The sequence below is a fragment of the Bacteroidota bacterium genome, from assembly GCA_016715425.1.
Classification (GTDB): Bacteria; Bacteroidota; Bacteroidia; order Chitinophagales; family BACL12; genus JADKAC01.
The window spans coordinates 391,745-417,316 of record JADKAC010000007.1; the positions used below are offsets into that span (position 1 = coordinate 391,745).

Genomic DNA, 25,572 nt, shown 5'->3' on the forward strand with positions numbered 1-25,572 from the left:
AAACGAAAACTTTTTCTGATAGAATTAAGAGGAATGAAGAAAATTAATTACAATAAATGAAACTGATAAAAAAAATAAAAGAAGAAGTTACCGAAGCATACGACACCTGGTTAAATAGTTATTTAAATGGTGATGTTAAAACATATAATTCGTACTTAGATGATGCCTACCATTTTATCGGCTCAACCAACAATGAAGAATTTTTAAATCGGAAGGACACAACTATTTTTTTTAAAGCCACTGCCGATCAACTTGCTGGGAAAACGGATATAAAAAATAAGACTCGCATAATTGAAATTTTTGATGGTTTAGTTTTTATTACTGAAATTTTTGATGCCTATTTTTTGATGGAATCAGAATGGGCTTACTATGGCAAATTTCGGTTTACATCTGTGCTTCAAAAAAAATCGGAAGGTTGGCGATTTATCTATCAGCATTTTTCAATGCCCGATTCAAAAGCACAAGAAGGTGAAACGCTAGGTGGGGAAAAAGTAAGTAAAGAAAATCAAGAATTAAGAGATGCGATTAAAAGAAGAACTGCAGAATTAGAAATAAAAAACCGTGAACTGGAAATAGAAACATCACTTGAACGAGTGAGAGCGCAAGCGATGGCAATGCATCAGCCAGACGACCTATTGAACATCTGCAAAACTTTATATAAAGAATTCAATACGCTTGGATTCGGCGAGATGCGCAATACAATGATTAATATTCACAATGATGCTGACAAATCATTTATCAACTATGATTATTCAGATGAGATTGGCAAAACCACAAATCACTTAACATACACTATTCATCCACTTGTAGAAAAACAAATAAAAAAAATACGAAGTGCCAAAGATGCTTTTTCTGAAACATACTTCGAAGGGAAGGATTTAACGGAATGGAAAAAATTCAGAAAAAAAATTGGTGAAAAAACTGATTCAAGACTTGCTACAACTAAAGGCCTCTACTATTATTTTTACTCTATCGGTATAGGTTCTATCGGCATTTCCACCTTTGGCCCTATCAGTAGTGAGAAAAAAATATTGCTAAAACGCTTCCGCAATGTTTTTAATCTTTCCTATCAACGCTATATAGATATTGCAAACGCTGAAGCACAAGCGAAAGAAGCAAGAATAGAAACAGCACTTGAAAGAGTAAGAGCAATTGCAATGGCTATGCGCAAGCCCGAAGATTTAGCGAGTATTGGAGAAACATTATTTACTGAATTAAAAGCATTGAATTTTGCCGATATACGGAATACAGAAATGATAATTAATAATGATAGCAAAGAGACTATTAAAAGCTATTATTATTCTGACTATGGCATCACCGGCTTTATTGAAATGAGTTACAAAACAAATCCCGTTTTACAAAAATGGATAGATGATTTGAAAAAAGCAGATGATGCATTTGCCGAAGTGATTATTCCGAAAAATGAAATGAAAGCATGGATACAATTTCGTGAATCAATTGGTTATTTGCCTGACCCTAAATTGAATAAAGCAACCTCTGTATATTATTATTCTTATTCAATAGGTTTGGGCGCATTAAGTATTTCATCTTTTCAAGCAATAAGCGAAGAACAAGTTAAAATATTAGAACGCTTCCGCAATGTTTTTAATCTTTCTTATCAGCGCTATTCAGATATTGCGCAAGCAAAACTACAAGCAAGAGAAGCTGAAATAGAACTTGCATTGGAAAGAGTGAGAGCAAGAACTATGGCAATGCAACATAGTGATGAATTACAGGATGCAGCTATTATTCTTTTTCAGCAATTAAAAAACCTGGGTATAGAAACAGGCAGTTGTGGTTTTAATATCTGGGATGAAAATGAAAAAACCGCAACTGTTTGGATGAGTTCACCAGAGGGAAGTTTACAAGCACCATTCACACTACCACATACAGAAAGTAAAATATATAAAGAAGTAATTTCTGCAAAGAAAAATAATGAAGATTTCAAGGTAATAGTAGTAAAAGGTAAAGCATTAATAAAACATTTTGATTATTTAATTACACTTACAGGCATTGGAGAAGTAATAAAAAAATTGAGAGAAAGCAATTATGTTTTTCCAGAGAAAATGATTTACCATTTTGCATTTTTCAATAATGGATATTTAACATTTCATACGCACGAATCTGTTACAGAAGCACATGCTATTTTCAAACGTTTTGCCAAAGTATTTGAACAGACTTATACACGATTTATTGATTTGCAAAAAGCAGAAGCCAGTGCAAAAGAAGCACAGATAGAAGCCGCACTTGAAAAAGTACGGAGCCGTTCGCTGGCTATGCACAAAGCAGAAGAATTGGGCGAAGTGGTTACGGTTATTGTTGAAAAAATGAGGGAGTTGAATCTACCGGTTGATGATGGAGTGGCACTTGTTACACATATTGAAGGTTCAAAAAATCAGATAGAGTGGCTGGAAAATCCTGGTTTCCCTTCTGCCATTAAATTTTATCAAACTTATTTTGATCATCCTATACTTTCTGATTATTGGAAAGCTAAAATGGAAGGTTTGGATTTCATTGCTCCCAGATACACTGCTGAAGAAAGCCGATCTTTTTTAAATCATATTTTTCAATTTAGCGACTATAAACATACACCTCAGGAAATAAAAGACTATTGTCTTGCTGCTAACACTTATTCTTATTCAGCGGCCTTTCAGAAAAATTCGTCCATATTCATCAATGATTATTCCGGTAGATCACTTTCGGAACAGGAAATTAATTTAGTCATACGCTTTTCAAAAGTATTTGAACAAACCTATACCCGTTTCCTGGATCTGCAAAAAGCAGAAGCACAGGCAAGAGAAGCACAGATAGAAGCGGCGCTGGAAAAAGTGAGGAGCCATTCCATGGGTATGCAAAAAAGTGAAGAGCTTAAAGACGTTATAAAAATTGTGTATCAGCAACTCACCAGTTTAAAAATTAATTTAGATCACGCAGGTTTTGTTGTTGATTATAAACCAAAAGATGATTGGCATTTTTGGATTGCAGATGAGCAAGATATTCCTTCTAAAATAACGCATCCCTATTTTGAATCTGTTTGGGCAAATCAATTTAATGCTGCAAAAGAAAAAGACGAAGATTACTTTACCACCAATTTAAATTTTGAAGAAAAAAATAAATTTTACAATCAGCTTCTATCATATGTTCCCGATTTACCGAAAGCATCAATAGATTTTTATTTAAGCTGTCCGGGTCTGGCAGCAGCTACTGTTTTATTTGATAATGCTTCCCTCTACATGGAGAACTTTTCAGGCATCCCTTATTCCGATGAAGAGAATAAAATATTAATGCGTTTTGGAAAAGTATTTCAACAAACATATACCCGTTTCCTCGATCTGCAAAAAGCAGAGGCACAGACAAAAGAAGCTAAAATAGAAGCTTCATTAGAAAAGGTAAGATCTGTTACACTTGGTTTGCAAAAATCGGATGAGTTATTAGAAATAACTCAAGTGTTGTACGATCAATTATATGAACTTGGATTTAAAAATATTCGCAATTCCATTATAGATATTCATAACGAAGAAAATGAAACTTTTTTAGATTATGATTACTCTCCTGAAATGGGTAAAAGCATAACATTGATGTCGTACTATGATCATCCAATTATTGAAAAACAAGTGCGAAAAATGGAATCCAGCAATGATGCTTTTTTTGAAATAATTTTGGAAGGACAAGACCTACAAGACCTTATTGATCTACGCATAAAAAATGGTGAAGAAGAAGATACCCGATTATTAAATATCAATCAACTTACTTATAACTTTTATTCATTTGGTGATGGTGGAATCGGCTTATCTAACTTCGGCATATTAAGCGATGAACAAAAATTAGTTTTAAAAAGATTTAGAAATGTATTTGCATTTGCATACAAGAGATATAAAGATTTAGCACAAGCAGAAGCACAGGCTAAAGAAGCACAAATACAACTTGCTTTAGAAAGAGTGCGGGCAAGAACTATGGCTATGCAAAGTTCAGATGAACTTGCAGAAACATCGGTAGTAGTGTTTCAACAATTGATGCATCTTGGTTTAAAACCCAATCGTTTATTTATTGGAATAATTAAGGAGGAAAACGGCAACATAGAAGCATGGGCAACCAATGAAGATGGGACTAAGATTGCAAATCATTTTGTTTTAAACATAGAAAAAAATGCATCTGTAAAAAAAATGTACAATGGTTGGAAAGAAAAGAAAACCACTTTAACTATTGACATGCAAGGTGAAGAATTAAAAAACTACTTTCATTATCTCGCCGAAGAAATGCAAATACCATTTAAAGACGGACTATCTCAAAATCGTAGAATACAAACTATTGCATATTTCTCAAAAGGATTTATTGGTATTGCTTCACCAGAGGAACAAGCGGAAGAAACAACAAAATTGTTAGAACGTTTTGCAGCAGTATTCAATCTTACTTTCACTCGGTTTAATGATTTAAAAATTGCCGAAGCACATGCTATTCAGGCAGAAGAGGATTTAATTAAATTACAGACAGAAAAGAAAAGAGCAGAAGAAGCATTGATTGAATTAAAGTCAACACAATCTCAACTTATTCAGGCAGAAAAAATGGCTTCACTTGGTGAGTTGACAGCAGGCATTGCTCATGAAATTCAAAACCCATTAAACTTCGTAAATAATTTTTCCGAAGTGAGTAAAGAATTGTTGGATGAAATGAAAGATGAATTGGAAAAAGGTAATCTTGATGATGCAAAAGAAATCATGAAAGATATAATTCAAAATCTTGAAAAAATTAATCACCATGGCAAACGAGCAGATGGTATTGTAAAAGGAATGTTACAACATTCAAGAAGCAGCAGCGGAATAAAAGAGCCAACAGATATTAATGTAGTTTGTGATGAATATTTAAGATTAAGTTATCATGGGTTGAGAGCAAAAGACAAATCGTTTAATGCAAATATGAAAACAGATTTTGACTTAAGCATTTCAAAAATTAATATCATACCACAGGATATTGGCAGAGTAATTTTAAATCTGTTGACCAATGCATTTTATGCTGTTGATGAAAAGAAAAAATCTGGTTTAATAAAATATGAACCCACTGTCTCAATCACTACAAAAAGGATTGGTGTTATAGTAGAAATTAAAGTAAGTGATAATGGCAATGGTATACCTCAAAAAGTATTGGATAAAATTTTTCAACCATTCTTCACAACAAAACCAACCGGACAAGGTACAGGTTTAGGATTGAGTTTGAGTTATGATATTATTACAAAAGGACATGGTGGAGAATTGAAAGTGGAAACAAAAGAAGGTGAAGGAACAACATTTATAATTCAATTGTCAGTCAAAAAACAATAATGAAAAAAATTTTTCTTGCTGTACTAATTTTTCAAATAGGTATTGCACAAGCGCAAAATAAAAAACCATATTTTAATACCATAACTGTTCAGGATGGATTACCGGAAGCATATATTCAATCCTATTTAGAAGATAATAAGGGGTATTTATGGTTGGGTACTCAAAATGGATTAGTTAGGTATGATGGATATTATCTTAAACCATATCCTATGTTAAGTGAAAAAGGAATTCAAATTCCCACTAATTCTATTAAACATTTACTTCAAGATAGGAATGGAAAAATTTGGGCATTCACCGGTCAAAATGGTATCTATTATTATGATTCTAATACAGATAAATTTGAAGGTATTTCCATTGATCAAAAATTGGCAGACACACTGAAGAGCAGCTCTGTAATAGCATGGGAAGCAGATAATCAAAATAATATTTATTGGTTATTGATAAATAAATACAATACCAATAAAATGCACTTATACAGATTCAATTCGCTCGAAGCTAATTTGGAAGAATATGGATCCGAAGAAAAGGAGAAAAATTATTTGGCATTAAATAATAACGGAAATATTGTAAAAGATAATGCCGGAATAATTTGGATTTACAACGACAGTTTGGTGAGCTATTTTGATACTACTTCACACTCCTTTAAACCCTACTTTGATTTATCACAATATTTAAAAAATCACATGTTTGTCGGCATTACTAAAGATCCTATTACCCCGGACATACTTTGGTTAAATACATACGCATCCAATAATACTAATCATATAAATCCTACATTAGTAGGCAGAGATATTATACAATTAAATACTAAAACAAAAGCGTATATCGTATTTAGTCCTGATAGCAATGACCAGAATGCACTAGCATTTAATTGTATAAATATTCTCACAGATTCATTGAAAAGATTGTGGTTTGCCACTGAACATGGCATTTCATTATTTAATCATAATAACAGCACATTTACCAACTATGTAATTCCTTTTGAAAAAGGCACCATTAACACTACTTATATACGTACACTAGTAGCAGATAACGTTGGGAATTTATGGCTTGGAGGTACTTTTTCCGGCATTTGCTATTTAGATACCAAAACGGCTTTAGCAACTATTTATCCAAGCGATAATGAAGAAGGAAATTTGCCGAAGTTTCAGTTTATCAATACATTATTTTACGATAGGTATGGTACACTTTGGGTTAATACGCCCTGGTCTGGAATCTCTTATATTAATAATCAAAAAACATTATTTGCTACTCAATCTATTAACCCGAATGAAATATCTGCTATAAAAGAAAGTAATACCTCTAACTTCAGAATTGTTGGGTCGCACGCAGATAGTATTGGCTTTATTGCAGATAATATTAGCTTATTTGCATGGCATCCTGAGACAAACAAATTCAGTAACATTGATATTAATCAAAAGGAAGTCTACAAAAATATCACTCAGGTAATTGTAGGTATAGATGGCAATATATGGATAAGTACTTGGTCTGCAGGTTTGTTTCGTTATAACCCTAAAACAAAATTAGTAACTCAATTTAAAAATGATCCTAATGACAGTACTTCCATTTTAAGTAATACAATTCGAAAAATTATTTCGGACAAAAATGGAAATATATGGATAGGAACATATAGCAATGGCCTGTGCAGTTTTAATATTCAAACTCAAAAGTTTACACGATATCCTTATATCATTAATGATGGTGAAATGAAACCCAATAATAAATTGGATGATGATCAAATTAGCAGTATGCTTTTTGATGATGAAGGTATATTATGGATAGGTACTAACAATGGTGGATTAAATCGTTTTGATATAAAAACAAATCAATTTAAAAGTTACTTAGATAATGATCAGGGTTTTTATTGTGTAATCAGCTTATTAGAAGACAGTAAAAAAAGACTTTGGGTAGGTACATATTTATCCGGCCTGTTTTTGTTCGACAAAAATACCGGCACATTAACAAAATATTCTGAACAAGATGGCCTATTGCATAATACAGTCCAATATCTAAAGGAAGATAATGCTGGTAATATTTGGTGTGGTTCAGAACGTGGATTTTCAAGGCTTAACCCTGAGGATAAAAGTATAGTTGTTTTTGACAATTTATCAAAACATTTAGCAGGTGCAAGACAAAATTTAATATATGTAGATTCCATCGGCACTTTTTATATAAACTTATCAAAAGGTATCATGTCTTTTAACCCAGCAGACATAAAAGCGAATATGGTTCCTCCTTCCGTAGTTATTGAATCCGTCCGATATCAACCTGATGGTGCTGACTTTGGAAAGGACACTATTGTATATACTGAAGTAAATCAAAAAATTGTATTGAGATATAATGAGAATAGAATTAATTTTCAATACGTGGCTTTGCATTTTGTAGATGCAGAAAATAATCAATATGCTTATCAATTAGTGGGTTATGATAAAGATTGGATACAGGCAGGTACACAACGTAATGCTACTTATACCAACCTCTCTCCCGGCACTTATACTTTTAAAGTAAAGGCTGCAAACAGCGATGGAGTTTGGAACAACACAGGAACAAGTATTACAATAAAAATTCTTCCTCCCTGGTGGAAAACCTGGTGGGCTTATGTGCTATATATTCTTATAATTAGTGCAAGCATCAGAGGGTATATTCACTACCGGTCAAAAGCATTACGCAAAAAGAATTTAGTATTAGAGGAGAAAGTAACTCATAGAACAAAACAACTACAAGAATCTATAGAGAATTTAAAAACTACCCAATCACAATTAGTGCAATCAGAAAAAATGGCTTCACTTGGTGAGTTAACCGCAGGCATTGCACATGAAATTCAAAATCCATTAAACTTTGTAAATAATTTTTCGGAGGTGAATACAGAATTAATTGATGAACTAAAAACAGAATTAGCAATTGGCAATAAGCAATTAGCAATAGAATTAGCGGATGATATAAAAGCAAATGAACAAAAAATAAATCATCATGGCAAAAGAGCAGATGCAATTGTAAAGGGTATGTTGCAACATTCAAGAAGCAGTACAGGCAGAAAAGAGCTTTCAGATATTAATGCATTATGCGATGAATATCTTCGTCTCTCCTATCATGGATTACGAGCTAAGGATAAAACATTTAATGCAACAATGAAAACTGATTTTGATAACAGCATTGGAGAAATAAATATTATATCACAAGATATAGGAAGAGTAATTCTGAATTTATTGACGAATGCATTTTATGCTGTAAGCGAAAAGAAAAAACAGTTAGGAGATGGATATGAACCCACCGTTTCTATCAATACAAGGGAAGTGAATAAGCATATTGAGATACATGTAAGTGATAACGGAAACGGCATCCCTCAAAAAGTATTAGATAAAATATTCCAACCATTCTTCACTACCAAACCAACAGGACAAGGAACAGGATTGGGATTGAGCTTGAGTTATGATATTATTACAAAAGGACATGGCGGTGAATTAAAAGTGGAGACGAAAGAAGGAGAAGGAAGTGTGTTTATTATTTTGTTACCTGTTGTCTGAATCACGGTTAAATATTTTAGTGCTAATATTAATATTCTATTAAAATCACGGGGTACATATAAAACAAAAAACATGCAGTCTGGAAATGAAGCAAATAGCAATGAAATTGATTTACTCAAGAATAAGCTGGCTCAGCGAGAAGCTGAGTTGGCAATCATCAGCAGTGTAAGTGAAGCGATTTCGCAACAATTAGATATTTCAAGTATTACCAAAATTATTGGCGATAAAGTAAGAGAAATTTTCAAGTCGGAAGTAACAGAAATATTATTGTTGGAAAAGGAAACCAACACTATCCATATTCCTTATTCTTATTATCGTGATTATCAAAATGCAGAATCATTTTCGATTGGTGAAGGTCTTACATCTAAAATTATCAAATCACGCAAACCTCTTGTTTTAGGTTCGTTCGCAGAACAGGAAAAATTAGGCGTTATTGCACAAACTGAAGAAGAAAAAACAGAAACCTATATCGGCGTTCCTATTATCATTGGGGAAAATGTGTTGGGTGTTGTTAGTATTCAAAGTTATAATCAAAATGATTTTGATACTGATAAAGTACAACTCCTTTCCATTCTTTCCACCAATATGGGAACAGCCATTCAAAATGCACGACTTTTTGAAGAAACCTCCAGACTTTTAACTGAAACGGAACAACGCTCTGCTGAATTAGCAATCATCAATAGTGTGGGTGAAGCGATGTCAAAAGAATTAGATGTAAGTACTGTTACAAAAATTGTTGGTGATAAAGTAAAAGAAATATTTAAGGCGGAAGTAACTGAAATTCTATTATTGAATGAAGGCTCATCAATGATAAGTGTTCCTTACTCCTTTTATGGCGGTTATGAAACAGTGGAACCATTTGAGTTAGGTACAGGATTAACATCAAAGGTTATTCACTCACGCAAACCTTTATTATTAGGTGATTATATAGAACAACAACAACAGGGTGCTATAATAGATACCAATATTGGCGATGCAGATATTACTGAAACGTATCTCGGAATTCCTATCCTGTTTAATAATAATATATTAGGTGTGGTAAGTATTCAGAGTTATAAACGCAATGCCTATTCCGATACAGATGTGCGATTGCTGACTACGCTTTCTGCGAATATGGGCATTGCTCTGCAAAATGCCCGATTATTTGTTGAAGCAAAATCATTATTGGAAGAATCGAAACAACGTGCAATTGAACTTGGAATAATAAATAGTGTGGGCGAAGGACTTGCAAAGCAATTAGATTTTCAAAGCATTGTTGATTTGGTTGGTGAAAAAATTCGAGAAGTATTTAATGCACAAATAGTTTCTATTTCCACTTATGACAATTCCAATTCTGAATTTGTGCATCACAGATATGTAGTTGAAAAAAATAACAGATTTTATTTTGATAAGCCAAGTCCGATTGATATTGACAGAAAAGAAATTATCGAAAAAAGGATAACACTCATTTTTGGAACAAGTGAAGAAATTATTGCACATAGTGGAGAAGGAATATTGGATGGAGAGATGCCCCAATCATTTATGGGCGTTCCTATTGTTCATAATAATGTTGCTACGGGAGTAATTACAGTTCAAGACCTGGATCAAAAGAAGCTCTATTCTGAAAAGGATGGACAACTTCTGCTCACACTTGCATCAAATATGGGAGTTGCATTAGAAAATGCAAGGTTATTTGAAGAAACTTCTCGTCTGTTAAACGAAACACAACAACGCAATGCAGAACTTGCAATTTTAAATGGCATTCAGGAAGGTCTGGTAGAAGAATTAAATTTCAATTCAATCATAAATTTGGTCGGTGATAAATTTAGAGAAGCACTCAAACTAAAAGATATCGGAATACGAATTTATGATAAAGAAAAAAACACTTTACACTTTCCATATGAATACGAACATGGAGAACGATTAGAAATTCCTTCCGGTGATCCAACTCCATATTCTAAGTATGTTATAGATACAGGAAAGGTTTTGATACTTAATAAAAATACCGAAGAGGAAGCAGCAAAACTTGGTATTAGCGGTTCCATTACCATTCCAGGTACAGATAAAAGCAAATCATTGATAATGGTGCCGATTATTGTTGGCAATGAAACTAAAGGATTGATTCGTGTAGAGAATTATCTGCAAGAAGATGCATTCAGCGAATCAGAAGTACGCCTATTAACTACTGTTTCAAATACAATGAGTATGGCTCTGGAAAATGCGAGATTATTTGATGAAAGTAAAAAGAGAGCTGCAGAATTAGGTTCGGTAAATAGTATTAGCCAGGCAATTGCCGGGCATCTCGAAATTGATAAACTCATTTATTTAGTTGGCGAAAAAGTGCGGACATTATTTAATGCAGATATCGTCTATCTCGCTCTTTTAGATAAAGAAAACAGCATCATTAATTTTCCTTATGGTTATGGAGATGAATATCCTCCTCTACCGTTAGGTGAAGGACTCACATCGCAGATTTTTTTAAAGAAAAAACCATTGCTCTTGAATAATGAAGTAGGAAAGAAAACACAAGAATTAGGTGTTGAGCGTATTGGAACAAAAGCCAGTTCTTATTTAGGTGTTCCAATATTTGTGGGTGAAGAAATTATTGGCGTATTGAGTGTGCAAGGTACCGAAAAGGAAAATATATTTAATATGGATGATATGCGATTGCTGAGTACAATTGCTGCCCATGTTGGTATTGCTATCAATAATGCAAATTCATATAAAAAATTGAATAGTACACTTGCCGATTTGCAGGCTACACAAAATCAACTTATCCAATCTGAAAAAATGGCTTCGCTCGGAGAACTTACAGCAGGGATTGCACATGAAATTCAAAACCCATTAAACTTTGTAAATAATTTCTCGGAAGTAAATGCAGAGTTAATTGACGAATTAAATGAAGAAGCCGATAAAGGAAATTTATCTGAAGTAAAAGCAATTGCAAAAGACATTAAAGAAAATGAACAAAAAATAAATCATCATGGTAAGCGAGCAGATGCAATTGTGAAAGGTATGTTGCAACACAGTCGCAGCAGCAGCGCAACAAAAGAGCCAACTGATATTAATAAACTTGCTGATGAATATTTACGATTGGCATATCACGGGTTAAGAGCAAAAGACAAATCATTTAATGCAAACATGAAAACAGATTTCGATCTGACATTGGAAAAAATAAATGTGATACCACAGGATTTTGGTAGAGTAATTCTGAATTTAATTACCAATGCATTTTATGTTGTTACCGAAAAGAAGAAATTAAATGGTGAAGGCTATGAACCAATGGTTACGGTTAGCACAAAAAAAACTTCCGGAAAAATAATAGTGAGTGTAACTGATAATGGCAATGGCATTCCACAAACCATTTTGGATAAAATATTTCAACCATTTTTCACAACAAAACCAACAGGTCAGGGAACCGGATTGGGATTAAGTTTAAGTTATGATATAATTACTAAAGGTCATGGAGGAGAATTAAAAGTGGAGACGAAAGAAAATGTAGGAACAACATTTACTATTCAATTACCGACAACATAACGCAATACATGAAATTATTTTTAAAAATAAGCCTCTTCATTTTAATACCGGCCTTTGCGTCAGCACAGCAAGATGTTTATTTTGAAACATGGAGCAATTCACAAGCTGACAGCATGCTCATATTGTTGAAGACTACGGATAATGATACCACGAAAATGTTCCTATCCAGGTGTCTGGGTTTTCATTATCAGGAAACAAATAGGGATAGCAGCCTGTACTTCCATCAACAACAGTTGGTATTGGCAAGAAAACTTCAATTCAAATTATGGGAAGCAGATGCGCTGGACCAGGCAGGTTGGGTACTTTCTTATTTAAAAAATTATCCGCTATCTCTTGAATACTTTATTGAAGGAATTAATATCTTGGAAAATCCGGATTGCGAAAAAAATATCTGGATGCTCACCATTTTCTCAATAGAAAAAGATCCTCAACAAGCAAGGTTGAGAAGCCTTGGATTTATTAATAATGATCTTTCACAATTGTATAAGGCCACCGGAAACAGAACCAAAGAAAAAGAAACCTTATACCATGCATTAAGAATCGGCGAAAGCATTCCTAATAGTGCAGTAATTGCCCTTGTGTCAGCAAATCTGTCTCAATGTTATTACGCACTTAATCAACTGGATTCTTCGCTTTTTTTTGGCCGCAAAAGTATACAACAAATGAACATTTCAGATTATAAAACCTATAAGGGATATGTATATAATACGATAGGGAATGTTTATCTAAAACAAGGTCAAAATGAATTTGCAAAAAAATATTTTGATTCAGCAATTATTGCAAATATTGAAGTAAATAGCCTTGTGCAGCTACCAAACACTTATTTGTCTTTATCTGATCTTTACAGATCAATGGGCCAGATAGATAGCGCTTTGTATTATGCCAAAAAAGCTTTGGAAGATGATAATAGATTTGGCGGTTTGGACAGAGTAAGCCAGGCATATAACACATTGTACCTTTTATATAAAGAACAGGAAAATAAAGACAGTATGTTTACATACCTGCGGCTTTCCAAAACCTTAGATGACAGTTTAAACAGAGTAGAAAAAGAAAAAATATATGCATACCAAAATATAGGATTTAATGAACAGATAAAAATAAAAGACCAGGAAAATGAACGCATTGAAAAGGAGAACACTATTAGAATTTATGTATTGCTAATTGGTATCGGAGTTTTTATGTTGATAGCATTTCTATTGTATAGAAATAACAGGAACCGAAAAAAAGCAACCGAGCTTTTGCAAAAGCAAAAAACAGAAATAGAAGTACAGAAAAAAAATGTAGAAATAACATTATCTGAATTAAAGTCTGCCCAATCCCAACTCATTCAGTCAGAAAAAATGGCAAGCCTTGGTGAACTTACCGCAGGCATTGCACATGAAATTCAAAACCCATTAAACTTCGTGAATAATTTTAGTGAAGTGAATTCAGAATTGATTGATGAATTAAAAACAGAATTAGCAATTGGCAATAAGCAACAAGCAATAGAATTAGCAGATGATATAAAAGCAAATGAAGAAAAAATAAATCATCACGGCAAAAGAGCTGATGCTATTGTAAAAGGAATGTTGCAACATTCAAGAAGTAGCACAGGAAAAAAAGAACTTACTGACATTAATTCGTTGTGTGATGAATATTTACGATTGAGTTATCATGGTTTAAGAGCAAAGGATAAAACGTTTAATGCTACAATGAAAACGGATTTTGATCAAACTCTTGAAAAAATAAATATAATCCCGCAAGATATTGGAAGAGTTATTTTGAATGTATTAACTAATGCATTTTATGCTGTAAGCGAAAAGAAAAAACAGTTAGGAGATGGATATGAACCCACCGTTTTAATAAATACAAGGAAAGTGAATAAGCATATTGAGATACATGTAAATGATAATGGAAATGGTATTCCTCAAAAAGTATTAGATAAAATTTTTCAACCCTTCTTTACCACAAAACCTACCGGGCAGGGAACAGGTTTGGGATTGAGTTTAAGTTATGATATTGTTAAAGCACATGGCGGGGAATTAAAAGTGGAGACCAAAGAAGGTGAAGGATCAACTTTTATAATTTCAATCACTCAATAATAAAATAAAATGGCGCAATTTTTTTCAATAAGATTATGTATTACCTTCTTCTTTACTTTACTATCTGTTTTTTCCTTTTCTCAAAAAAATAATGAGAAAACGAATAACCAAGATGCTGGCGAAATTTTAAACGATACAGTTTTACTGAATAAATATGCTCAGTTTTTAACCGCAAATGTTGAATCGAACAGAGACAGTGCTCTAATTTATGGGTATAAAGCTCTTGACATTGCAAAAAAATTAGATCAAAAATACTATCAGGGATTTATTTTATGTGATCTGGCATATTTGTATTTAAATATTGGAGATTATTCAAATTCGTTGAAATTTTTAGTGGAGGCAACGAAATTGTCGGAAGAAAAAAATATTGGTAAAAACATCCTGCAAACAGAATTTATAGAACCCTATTTGCAGGGAGATGCAGAGAAAAATCGTAAGGAATTACAAGCCTGGATCAAAAATTCTTTAGGGATTTTGTACGGATTAACAGGAAGCCAAGACAAAAAATTAAAAGTGCTATTAGAAGCTGAACAACTCATTGAAAATGAAACTACCGATTGGTATCTTATCTCCGGAATAACAAGCAATATAGTAGAAGTGTATATTACTCAAAACAAATTCGATTCAGCACTCCTTTATCAAAGAAAAACAATGGAATATGAGAAAAGGGATACTTCCGAAATTTATAAAGGCGTTTCATTAAGCACTATAGGAGAGATATTCCGATTACAAAGCAAACTTGATTCAGCAAAAAAATACATTTTCCAAGGATTAAATATCATGATTACAGAGGAAAATGTAATAGGTCCGGCATTAGCGTACACTTCTTTGGCAAATATATATTATGATACGAACCATCCAGATTCTGCCATTTTTTATGCAAGAAAGGCAATATTTTACTATGGTTTAACAGGTACTATTATTCCCGAGATAGTGGATGTTTATAAAATACTTGCCTTGAATTACAACAAAAATTTCATGTATGATAGCGCTTATAAGTATATGGCTTTGGCAACAAATATCAGCGATAGTTTAAGCAAAATTCACATCGATAATCTTAGCAAATTTCATAGTATTGGCAGTGAAGAAAAATTGAGATTGAAGGAATTGGAAACCCAAACAATTATAAATAAAAATAAGAATAGAGTGATTCTTTTACTTGTTGTTGTAATTGTATTTTTTATTATTGCCTTTATTCTCTATAGAAATAATAAATTAAAGCAGAAGACAAATAAAATTTTAGGAAATACTCTTGCGAATTTAAAAGAGACACAAACTCAACTCATCCAATCCGAAAAAATGGCTTCCCTCGGAGAACTTACTGCAGGCATTGCACATGAAATTCAGAATCCGTTGAACTTCGTCAATAATTTTTCAGAAGTAAATAGGGAAATGATTGCTGAAATGAAAGAAGAAATTAAGAAAGGTAATTATGAGGAAGTAAAAATCATTGCAAATGATATCGAATCAAATGAAGAAAAAATAAATCATCATGGTAAGCGAGCCGATGCAATTGTGAAAGGAATGTTGCAACATTCAAGAAGTAGCACAGGCAAAAAAGAGCCTACAGATATTAATGCATTGTGTGATGAATATTTACGATTAAGTTATCATGGGTTGAGAGCAAAAGATAAAAACTTTAACGCTACAATGAAAACAGATTTTGATCTGAAATTGGAAAAAATAAATGTGATACCACAGGATATCGGAAGAGTAATTTTGAATTTACTTACCAATGCATTTTATGCTGTAGGCGAACGAAGTAAAGCCGAAAGTCCCGATCGAATTATCGGGGTTGTAGATGAAAAAAAAAAATCCGGAATTACTGATTACGAACCAACAGTATCAATCAGCACGAAAAAGATAAACGGAAATGTAGAAATAAAAGTAAGTGATAATGGAAATGGAATCCCTCAAAAAGTATTAGATAAAATATTTCAACCATTCTTCACAACCAAACCAACAGGACAAGGAACAGGATTGGGATTGAGTTTGAGTTATGATATTATAACAAAAGGACATGGCGGAGAATTGTTAGTGGAGACAAAAGAAGGAGAGGGTTCAAAATTTATTATTATTTTACAGGTTTAAATTTTATATATGAAAATCCTAGTAGTAGATGATGAGCATGATATTCAAGTACTATTTGAACAACGATTTCGCAAGGAAATAAAAAATGGCGAAATGGAATTTGCGTTTGCTTTTTCGGGAGAAGAAGCCTTGAGCTATTTGGGAGAATTGCATCAAGAAGCCGTTTTGATATTATCTGATATTAATATGCCGGGAATGAGCGGCTTGGAATTGTTGGAAAAAATAAAAACCAAATATCACGAACCGCCACCGGTGGTGATGATGATTACTGCTTATGGTGATGCTGAAAACTTCAATATTGCAAAACGGTTGGGTGCTGATGATTTTTTAACCAAGCCTGTTGACTTTATTGCATTAAAAGAAAAACTTAAATCCAGATTAGTATGACAAAAATTTTAGTTGCAGATGATGAACTTGATCTTCAGGTTTTAATCCAACAAAAATTCCGTCAGAAAATACGGGATCATCAATATGAATTTGTATTTGCTTTAAACGGTAAAGATGCTTTAATTAAAATGTCCGAAAATCCCGATATTGATATTGTACTTAGCGATATTAATATGCCTGAAATGGATGGACTTACTCTATTGACAAAACTCAGTGAATTGCGACCACTTGCAAAAACAGTTATGGTTTCTGCTTATGGCGATATGGAGAATATTCGTACTGCCATGAATCGTGGTGCTTTTGATTTTGTAACCAAGCCGGTAAATTTTGAAGACCTTTCACTCACCATAGAGAAAACAATTATTCACGTGCGACAAATGCAACAAACGCTTCAAGCTATTAAGGAAAATAATATTCTAAAAATGTATGTAGATGAAAATGTACTTACATTCATGGAAAGTAAAGAGTTTGAAAATTCACTTACAGATAATGAAACCATAGAAGCAACAGTTGCATTTATAGATATATGCAGTTTCACCAATATTAGTGAATCTGCCAAACCGGATGTAGTTGTGAAATTGCTGAATAATTATTTTGATGTAATGGTGAAAGAAATAATTGCGCAAAATGGTTATATAGATAAATTTATTGGCGATGCAATTATGGCTGTATTCCGTGGCGATTTTCATTTAGATCGTGCGATTGATGCCTGCCTTGCAGTACGTGAAAAAATTAATGCATTACCTGCTTTATCAGAAATTGATTCCTATAAACCGCAAGTGTCCATTGGCATTAATAGTGGAGAAATGATTTCGGGAAATATCGGTTCGGCAAATCTCAAACGTTTGGATTATACAGTAATCGGCGACTCAGTGAATACATCTCAGCGATTGCAATCAATCGCTGAACCAGGAAATATTATCATCAGTGAATCTTCTTATGAAAAAGTAAAACAATCCTTCAATTGTGTAAAAGTGGGTGAAGTAAGTTTAAAACATAAAGCAAATCCAGTAACTATTTATAACGTTATCAGCTAACTGATTTATCGAGAAATTATTCTTTAGATTTTTCTCCTTCAAAATAATCTGCTTTCAATTTGAATAAGACATTAAATGTGGTAAGGCTACCATAAATTCTGGTGATGTATTGTTGCATTTCCACTTTCTCTGCATCGGTAAATTTGGGATGGGCATTTATTTTTTGTTCCATTACTCGCAAGCGATCACGCAACATTACTATCTTATGAAAAAATGTTTCTATAGGAATTTCTTTATTCGCTAGATTCTTATCAAAGGGTTGTAAAATCAAATTACCTTTCTCCCATTTATCTGCAATATGAATCACCTCAGTTACATCACTCCATGTTTGCAAAATTTTCATTAATGCATCTTCTGCTTCATTAAAACTTTCAGAATATTCTTGTGCAATAGCTTCAATAATTTCCATCTCTTCCGAACGTGGAATATTTTTCATACCTGCATCAAAAAAACAAATTTCATATAGGCGTTTGTGCACATGTACGATTACACCAACACCAAGATTACTGTGTTTAATACGGGAACCTACACCTAAATTTTCCATACAAAAATATTTGTTGCTAAGTTAAGCTGAAATGCGTTGTTGTTCTGAATTGACTTTTCTGAATACAGTATTCCATTGATCAGCTAAATCAGTTCCTGTAAATTTCTTGACTTGCCTTCTGCCTTTTTCAATCATCGTATTTCTTAAATCAGGATCGCTATGTACCTGCATAATTGCATCTGCAATACTCTTTGCGTCATAAGGATCAAAATAGACTGCAGCATCGCCCGCCACTTCCGGCATTGATGAAATATTGCTTGTGATTACCGGCACTCCACACACCATACTTTCCAAAACAGGTATTCCAAATCCCTCGCAATAAGAAGGATAAATAGTGCATTCTGCAAGATGATAAATTGGAGGTAAATCTGCATTAGGGACATTGGTAAGAAATACAAACCATTGTTCAAGATTATTTATTCTTATAAAATCCTTTACCTGCTTTTCATATGCTTTTCCTTTTCCAATTACTACAACAGGTATTCTATCTGCTTCCGGAATTAACAAAAATGCCTTACATACATTCAACAAATTTTTTCTTTCAATTACCGAACCCACATTTAAAATAAATTTCTCCGGCAAAGCATACTTGTCTTTAACTGTTTGTATTTGAAATCTGTTTAGATTCTGAAAATAAGAAGCATCACAACTTTGATAGATCACAGAAATTCTATCCGGAGAAATATTATAGTATTCAATAATATCCTGTTTTGTTGTTTCACTTGCGGCTACAATATGCGATGCATTTTTGCAAGCATATTTGGATTTAAAATTATAAACTACTCTATCAAATAACGGGTATTGATTTGGATATCTTTTAAATATAATATCATGCATCAACACTATAGATGGCATGTCAATATTTTTTAAAGTAAATGGAATTTCATTGGAGGGTCCCACAAAAAGATCAATTTGTTTTTTTATTAAATCCTTTGCAATTCCTCTGCTGCGCCACAAGCCTTTGAATGCGCCTGTATATTTAAACACTTCGGAATTACCTCGTATATGCGGATTTATTTTAATGCCATTAGTAAATAACACATAATCATGTTCCGGATGATGGTCTATCAACATCTGAATTAATGTGCGATTACCGTTGCCTAAACCTGTGGCATTATGAAAAATACGTTTTGCATCTATCCCTATACGCATGCAACAATTTAAATTTAATGAGAAGGCAATTTTATAACAATGTTCTTAAAATTGCATTAAAATCTATTGAATTATAAATTTCCCTTGACTGGAAATTTGTTCGCTTTTTAATTTATAAATATACATACCGGAAGGAAGCTCCTCTTTATTAATTATAAATTCATCATCGGAAGTGGTAGGATATTCCCGCAATAATCTTCCGGTAAAATCATACAGGTATAATGAAAAATCTGTATGCAGATAATTATTAAAACTAAACACAGATTGTTCGGTTATCGGATGCGGATATATATTGATATTTAATAAGTCAGTACTATATACTAAATCGTTAATGCTGGTGAGTGTATAACATGCATCATTTTTTAATGCTACTACTTCATGATAGTCTTCATTAATTGCTGTAGTTACATAATCAATGCAAATAGTAGTAGGATAGATTGTAGTGAAATATATTCTGAATAAGGGCAGTGGTGTAATATTTTTGATAAAGCCTTGCTCATTATAACCCAATCCGATAATTTCTTTATCACTGTGTTGAATTTGAAAATCACTTGTTTCAATAGATGGTGCAAGCTTTTCTATTGAATCAATTATAAGTCCATCTAAGGATAATTGAAATCCTAAAATATCCGCAGTCATATTTTTTGCATAGATATCAATATATTCTTCTGCTGTATTTATTTCTCCAATATTGAAAGTTACTGTATCACTAGTATTTAAAAATCCGTAAGGCATATTGCATAAATTAATAATATGCGTAACACCAGCTTCCTGCCAAGCACAACCATCAACAATTGCCGCATCATAAACATCTATATCACCATCACCATTTGCATCATTACAAGAAGCTGCAATAATCGTATTTGATAAAATTCTTTCTATATATTCATCCACATCCACAGCAGTTCTGGCAGTATCTGCATTTAAATCACCAACTCGTGCAAAGCCATTACATTCGCCATTACAATCATATTTTGCCGAACCAAAAATTTCACCATAACAATCATAATAGGGTGCACAGCTATCCACCCTTGTAACTGTTGGCATATCACCCGGCGCATCTCTTTCAAGATTGATACATACGCTAGTCCAATTATTAGAGAGATTTATTTCTGTATTGCCATCTGCATCCGGATTATTCAGCCAGTTAACTCTTGCAACCAATGTATAATTACCATCAGGAATATCAGTTAAATCGACCCATTGACAACTGGTACCTCGACCATAAATATCATAACATCCGGCGGAGATTCCCATATTGCCTCCACCATATTTTGGAGTACCATCAAAACAACCGACATCCATAACTGCATACCCATTTTTATGTCCTGAAGGAATTTCATTTCCAAACTCATCATACAAAATATATTCACCATAATCAGCATAATGCCAATGACCATGACACGGACTATAAATAAATCCCGGAGCGCCATCACCCGGTGAACCAAGATGATAATCCACATCTCCTATATTATCGATCTTCACACCAAATTTTAAAACATAACGAGTACCTACACCTGTAACACAAGCCTCTTCAAAAGCACAATCATCCCAATCTGCATTATACGATTCAATGCTAAAATCTGAACTGAAGTATGGTAATCCATCAAAATATGTTGAGTCAAGAGTTAAGTCAGGACCAAGCGGACAATCCGGATCGCCGGGATAAATACAAGAGCCATCATCAATAACTGCAAGTGGAGAATAATTACATGCATAAGGATCTGTACAACCAGAAGGTGGACCTATATAAGTTATCTGCCAATTAATTTCGGAACCCTCACAAGAAGTTTCTATATCACCGATACGGATATAATATTCTTTTTCCGTTTCAAATATTCCACTGATAAAAGATTGTTCATCACACCAATCATCATTGTAATAAGTAGTTCCTTCTGCAAACTCAGAAGGTATTAATCCTGCACAATGATCATACACCCAAATTTGTGTATTGCAAGTATTTTCTAAATCGCAAGTAGTTATTTGATAAGTCCCAAATTCTTCAGGTATAAATTTATACCATGTATTCGGAGCAGATGCGGTATATGTTCCTGTTGTAACATCAAATGCAGAGCTACAAGAAGTGCCCGGAGGACAGCCCATATCTATTGAAGTAGAATAATCAAAGTCGCCGGTAAATGTTGCGAGTAGTGCACCATCATAAAATAATTCAACTCCATGTGGTGTATAAATTCCATCACCATAACTATCGTACAAATGAAATGTATAACACGTGCCTTCTGCAACACATAAGCTATCACTTTCAGCATCGCCCTCTGCTATAATAACTCCATCGGCATCCGTAATAGCCCAGGATGTTTCTGCAGGCCAAGAATCCGGATCAATTAAAATAACAACACCTACTTCACCAGCATCGCAGGAAATAGCATGCACATTATTTATATTTAAACATAACAGCGTAATCAGTGAGAGATGTAAAAGAGGAGTAGAAGTTTTCATTGTTACAAGTTTGAAGTTTGAAGTTATTCAATATTTTATTTCAATTGAAAATATTATTGTTAAAAAGGAGAATAGATTGACAATAAAATCTGATTACTAAAAGCAGTTGCTTTTCATTATTTAGAAAATTCATTTTTTATTTTGCTCAACTGTTTTCTTACATTCTCAATATTATTGGCTGCATTTCCAATAAATATATTTTCACCAATTACAACTACAGGTCGTTTTAAAAATGTGTAATCTTCAAGAATATAATTCCGGTAATCCATTTCAGAAAGTTGTTGATTTTTAAGATTCAATTCTGTATACTTTCTTGCAACTAGGCTGAACAAAGGTGCATAACCTCCTGCCCTATTTGCTAAAAAATCAATTTGTGCTGGTGTAATTTTTTCAGTTTTAATATCCTGAAATCGAAATGGATATTTTGCAATTTCCAATTCCTTCATAATTCTGCGACACGTATCACATGTAGATAAATAATAAAATTCGAAGGAATTGATTACAGCCATTCAGTAAAAATAAACACCAAAATTTAAAATTATTATTTGGCTAAAGTAAAACGGAAGGTACTTCCCTCTTGTGGAAATGAAACAACATCGATTTCACCACTATGTTTCTCAACAATTTTTTTGCAGATGGATAGGCCCAATCCTGACCCTTTATATTCGGCTGACGAATGTAAGCGTGAGAAGAATTGGAAAATTTTATCGTGAAAAGATTTATCTATTCCAATTCCATTATCGGTGACACCAAATTCCCATTTATTTTTTAAATCTTTTACTTCTATAAAAATCATAGGTGCGGCACCACCCTTAAATTTTACAGCATTTTCAATCAGGTTTTGAAATAATCTTACAATTTCTTTTTGATATCCTTTCATATCACCGGGCAAATCATTATAGAAAACAATGGCATCATTTTCCTCTATACTCACTTTGATATTCCGCATCACTTCTTCCAGCATTATTTCACCATTAAACTCACTCATCGGTTCTTCAATATAATCTAATCGTGAATAAGCAAGCAAATCTTTTATCATGTTATGCATGCGTTCTGCTCCATCCTTTGCATACTCCAGATATTCTTTTCCTTCATTATCAATGATAGATCCATATCGCCTGAAAAACAATCCAATATAATTAGAAATGGTGCGCAATGGTTCCTGTAAATCATGTGAAGCAGAATATGCAAATTGTTTCAATTCATCATTGGAACGAATCAGTTTATCATTGATATTTTTTAATTGGCGTGATTGATCAATATTTAAATCTTGATAACTATTATCCTTTGCTATCGCATTATTTACAACTTGAAATTTTGCCAGCGCACCAGCCGCTATACTGCATATTGCCCGAACCAATTCTTTATCTCCACTGGCAATTTCAATATTGCCACTATCACCCGCAATTATACATGCATACGGAAATTCATCTGCCCCGGCAGGAATCACTAAATAGGAACCGGAAGTCATTGGTTCTGATTCAAAGAATCCTGATCTATCATGTCTGATGATTTTGCAAACATCTTTTTTTATACGCTCAAAAGCATCGGTTGATTTCAGATATACCGGAAAATCTATAATACCATTTGAATATTTTGAACGGGTTATTAGTGACCGGCGAATATATACTCCGTCCTTTTGTTCCTGAGAAAATACCATGCAATATTCCAAGCCTATACTGTCAATTATAAAATTGCCAATAACCTGACAGGTTTCGTCAAAGGTGGTAGTATTAGAAATGTTGCGTGCAAACAGCCCTACAGATTCCCAGTTGATGTTTATTCCTAAAGAGGTCATTGTTACGAGAAGCGAATTTAGAAACTATGATGAAGTGCGCAAGTAAAAGACTGCATGATTCAAATTTTTATTCTTACTTTCTTCTCCACTCTGTGACAACATTTTTAATACGTTATCATCACACTTTCCATTTTTTTTCTTTGAATATCAGGCACTGTAGTTTCAGGATGTGGTTTACCAACAGGTATTAATAAATATGGACTTTCATTTTCAGGTCGCTTCAATAATTCTTTCAGAAAATTCATCGGACTTGGTGTATGTGTAAGTGCAATTAATCCCGCATTATGAATTGCCGCCAACAACATTCCGCAGGAGAGTCCCACAGATTCGCTTACATAATAATTATTCTTTTTACGTCCATCCACTATTTCATAATTACGTTTAAAAACCACGATTAATACAGGCGCAATTTCCAAAAATTCTTTATGCCAATCCGTACCTAATGGAGCAAGATCCTCTAACCAATCGGCAGGCATGCGCCTATCATAACTTTCTTTTTCTTCTTTCTCGGCAGCCATTCGAATTGCATGTTTTAATTCTTGATTCGTAACGATACAATAAGTCCAGGGTTGTTTATTTGCACCTGATGGAGCAGTGGATGCTGTCATAATAATATTATTAATTACTTCATCAGGAATGGGGTCGCTGCTAAACATTCTCACCGATCTTCTCTTCTGCATAAATGCATAAAAAGTTTTGCTTCTCTCCTCCATTTCTTTATTGGAGTATGTTGCATGATGATAGGAGATAAATGGATATTTCTTCATTGCTTGATTTGTTTTCTATTAGTGAAATTACTTGTTCGGAACGAGTAGTTAATAGTTAATGGTGAGTAGTGAGTGAAAAAATAAATCGGTAATGAAATTAATAGTTAGTTTTTTGTCAATAGTCAATGGTAAATAGTCATTGTCAATAGTCTATAGGCAAAGAATTAGTTTTGGTGAAATGCAATTATCCAATCAATATAGAACCATCAATACTAATTCAGAAGGAAGTTATTCAGAATTGTCTAGTAAGTTTCTTGCATTTGCTTATCCCATTAATTCTGAAAGTGATATTAATACTTATAGAACTCAATTAAAAAAATTACATCATAAAGCAGTGCATATTGTGTTTGCTTATCGCTTGGGTATAAATAATGAAATAGAAAAAAGCAGCGATGATGGTGAGCCTGCAGGTTCGTCTGGCTTACCTGTTCTTAATGTATTGCGCAGTCATCAACTCACCAATATTGCGATTTGTGTTGTACGTTATTATGGTGGAAAAAAATTAGGTATCCCCGGACTTATTCGTGCATATAAAACAGCAGCCGAAAATGCAATTGAAAATAATACAGTAATTATTAAAGATATTTTTCATCACTATTCCGTTTCTGTTGAAGAGCAATATTTTAATAATCTCATTCATGCACTCAACCAAATGGGTGCATCTGTTTTTGAAATAGAATATGGTACTCAATGTAATTTCAATATTCGAATTAAGGCAGAACAAAAAGAAAATTTGGAAACTTTAATTGAAAAATTTTGGCAGGCAGAATTGACTATGGTGAAGGGTGAATAAGCAATAAACAATAGGCAATTAACAATTAGCAATTGTAAAGGGTAAATGGTAAATGAAAAAAAATTAATGAGTAATCAATAATGAGTGATAGGTGATGAGTATTTTGT

General features: G+C 33.2%; 14 protein-coding genes. 8 read left to right on the top strand and 6 right to left on the bottom strand.

Annotated elements, in window-relative coordinates; all coding sequences use genetic code 11:
* Positions 1-56 precede the first annotated feature (56 nt).
* From IPN31_14030 to IPN31_14060, 7 genes are all read left to right on the top strand, one after another.
* Entirely contained in the window at positions 57-5,315 is a 5,259-nt protein-coding gene (locus IPN31_14030) for a nuclear transport factor 2 family protein (GenBank protein ID MBK8682994.1), read from the top strand.
* A complete protein-coding gene (locus tag IPN31_14035) occupies positions 5,315-8,839 on the top strand; it encodes a hypothetical protein (GenBank protein MBK8682995.1) in 3,525 nt (1,174 codons plus the stop codon). Before IPN31_14030 ends, IPN31_14035 begins: the two co-directional genes overlap by 1 nt.
* 72 nt (positions 8,840-8,911) lie before the next feature.
* Positions 8,912-12,355: a GAF domain-containing protein gene (locus IPN31_14040; GenBank protein ID MBK8682996.1), complete on the top strand. Its 3,444-nt coding sequence runs from the start codon at positions 8,912-8,914 to the stop codon at positions 12,353-12,355.
* A gap of 851 nt (positions 12,356-13,206) precedes the next feature.
* The gene (locus tag IPN31_14045; protein MBK8682997.1) at positions 13,207-14,436 is read left to right on the top strand and encodes a GHKL domain-containing protein; all 1,230 of its coding nucleotides are present in this window, start codon (positions 13,207-13,209) and stop codon (positions 14,434-14,436) included.
* 9 nt (positions 14,437-14,445) lie between these two features.
* A complete protein-coding gene (locus IPN31_14050) occupies positions 14,446-16,527 on the top strand; it encodes a hypothetical protein (protein ID MBK8682998.1) in 2,082 nt (693 codons plus the stop codon).
* Positions 16,528-16,536: 9 nt separating this feature from the next.
* A complete protein-coding gene (locus IPN31_14055; GenBank protein ID MBK8682999.1) occupies positions 16,537-16,914 on the top strand; it encodes a response regulator in 378 nt (125 codons plus the stop codon).
* Positions 16,911-17,951 (top strand): response regulator, encoded by a 1,041-nt coding sequence (locus IPN31_14060; protein MBK8683000.1) that lies wholly within the window; start codon positions 16,911-16,913, stop codon positions 17,949-17,951. The genes IPN31_14055 and IPN31_14060 overlap by 4 nt, the downstream gene beginning before the upstream one ends.
* A gap of 16 nt (positions 17,952-17,967) precedes the next feature.
* Here IPN31_14060 and IPN31_14065 read toward each other — a convergent pair whose 3' ends face one another.
* The 6 genes from IPN31_14065 to IPN31_14090 all read right to left on the bottom strand — a co-directional run bounded on the left by IPN31_14065 (position 17,968) and on the right by IPN31_14090 (position 24,672).
* Complete coding sequence (locus IPN31_14065) at positions 17,968-18,495, bottom strand: hypothetical protein (protein ID MBK8683001.1); 528 nt, start codon at positions 18,493-18,495, stop codon at positions 17,968-17,970.
* Positions 18,496-18,516: 21 nt separating this feature from the next.
* Entirely contained in the window at positions 18,517-19,647 is a 1,131-nt protein-coding gene (locus IPN31_14070; protein MBK8683002.1) for a glycosyltransferase family 4 protein, read from the bottom strand.
* Between the two features lie 63 nt (positions 19,648-19,710).
* Complete coding sequence (locus IPN31_14075) at positions 19,711-22,107, bottom strand: T9SS type A sorting domain-containing protein (protein ID MBK8683003.1); 2,397 nt, start codon at positions 22,105-22,107, stop codon at positions 19,711-19,713.
* Between the two features lie 116 nt (positions 22,108-22,223).
* Positions 22,224-22,616, bottom strand: coding sequence for a hypothetical protein (locus IPN31_14080; GenBank protein ID MBK8683004.1), 393 nt, complete (start codon positions 22,614-22,616; stop codon positions 22,224-22,226).
* A 32-nt stretch (positions 22,617-22,648) separates the two neighbouring features.
* The gene (locus IPN31_14085; GenBank protein ID MBK8683005.1) at positions 22,649-23,905 is read right to left on the bottom strand and encodes a hypothetical protein; all 1,257 of its coding nucleotides are present in this window, start codon (positions 23,903-23,905) and stop codon (positions 22,649-22,651) included.
* 104 nt (positions 23,906-24,009) lie between these two features.
* Positions 24,010-24,672 (bottom strand): nitroreductase family protein, encoded by a 663-nt coding sequence (locus IPN31_14090; GenBank protein MBK8683006.1) that lies wholly within the window; start codon positions 24,670-24,672, stop codon positions 24,010-24,012.
* Positions 24,673-24,850: 178 nt separating this feature from the next.
* Here IPN31_14090 and IPN31_14095 point away from each other — a divergent pair, with 178 nt between their 5' ends.
* Positions 24,851-25,465: a YigZ family protein gene (locus IPN31_14095; GenBank protein MBK8683007.1), complete on the top strand. Its 615-nt coding sequence runs from the start codon at positions 24,851-24,853 to the stop codon at positions 25,463-25,465.
* The last annotated feature ends 107 nt before the right edge of the window (positions 25,466-25,572 follow it).

Bases quoted from the DNA above. Each gene is read 5' to 3' on its own strand.
- IPN31_14030 (MBK8682994.1), top strand. From the start codon at position 57: ATGAAACTGATAAAAAAAATAAAAGAAGAAGTTACCGAAGCATACGAC.
- IPN31_14035 (MBK8682995.1), top strand. From the start codon at position 5,315: ATGAAAAAAATTTTTCTTGCTGTACTAATTTTTCAAATAGGTATTGCA.
- IPN31_14040 (MBK8682996.1), top strand. From the start codon at position 8,912: ATGCAGTCTGGAAATGAAGCAAATAGCAATGAAATTGATTTACTCAAG.
- IPN31_14045 (MBK8682997.1), top strand. From the start codon at position 13,207: ATGGGCCAGATAGATAGCGCTTTGTATTATGCCAAAAAAGCTTTGGAA.
- IPN31_14050 (MBK8682998.1), top strand. From the start codon at position 14,446: ATGGCGCAATTTTTTTCAATAAGATTATGTATTACCTTCTTCTTTACT.
- IPN31_14055 (MBK8682999.1), top strand. From the start codon at position 16,537: ATGAAAATCCTAGTAGTAGATGATGAGCATGATATTCAAGTACTATTT.
- IPN31_14060 (MBK8683000.1), top strand. From the start codon at position 16,911: ATGACAAAAATTTTAGTTGCAGATGATGAACTTGATCTTCAGGTTTTA.
- IPN31_14065 (MBK8683001.1), bottom strand. From the start codon at position 18,495: ATGGAAAATTTAGGTGTAGGTTCCCGTATTAAACACAGTAATCTTGGT.
- IPN31_14070 (MBK8683002.1), bottom strand. From the start codon at position 19,647: ATGCGTATAGGGATAGATGCAAAACGTATTTTTCATAATGCCACAGGT.
- IPN31_14075 (MBK8683003.1), bottom strand. From the start codon at position 22,107: ATGAAAACTTCTACTCCTCTTTTACATCTCTCACTGATTACGCTGTTA.
- IPN31_14080 (MBK8683004.1), bottom strand. From the start codon at position 22,616: ATGGCTGTAATCAATTCCTTCGAATTTTATTATTTATCTACATGTGAT.
- IPN31_14085 (MBK8683005.1), bottom strand. From the start codon at position 23,905: ATGACCTCTTTAGGAATAAACATCAACTGGGAATCTGTAGGGCTGTTT.
- IPN31_14090 (MBK8683006.1), bottom strand. From the start codon at position 24,672: ATGAAGAAATATCCATTTATCTCCTATCATCATGCAACATACTCCAAT.
- IPN31_14095 (MBK8683007.1), top strand. From the start codon at position 24,851: ATGCAATTATCCAATCAATATAGAACCATCAATACTAATTCAGAAGGA.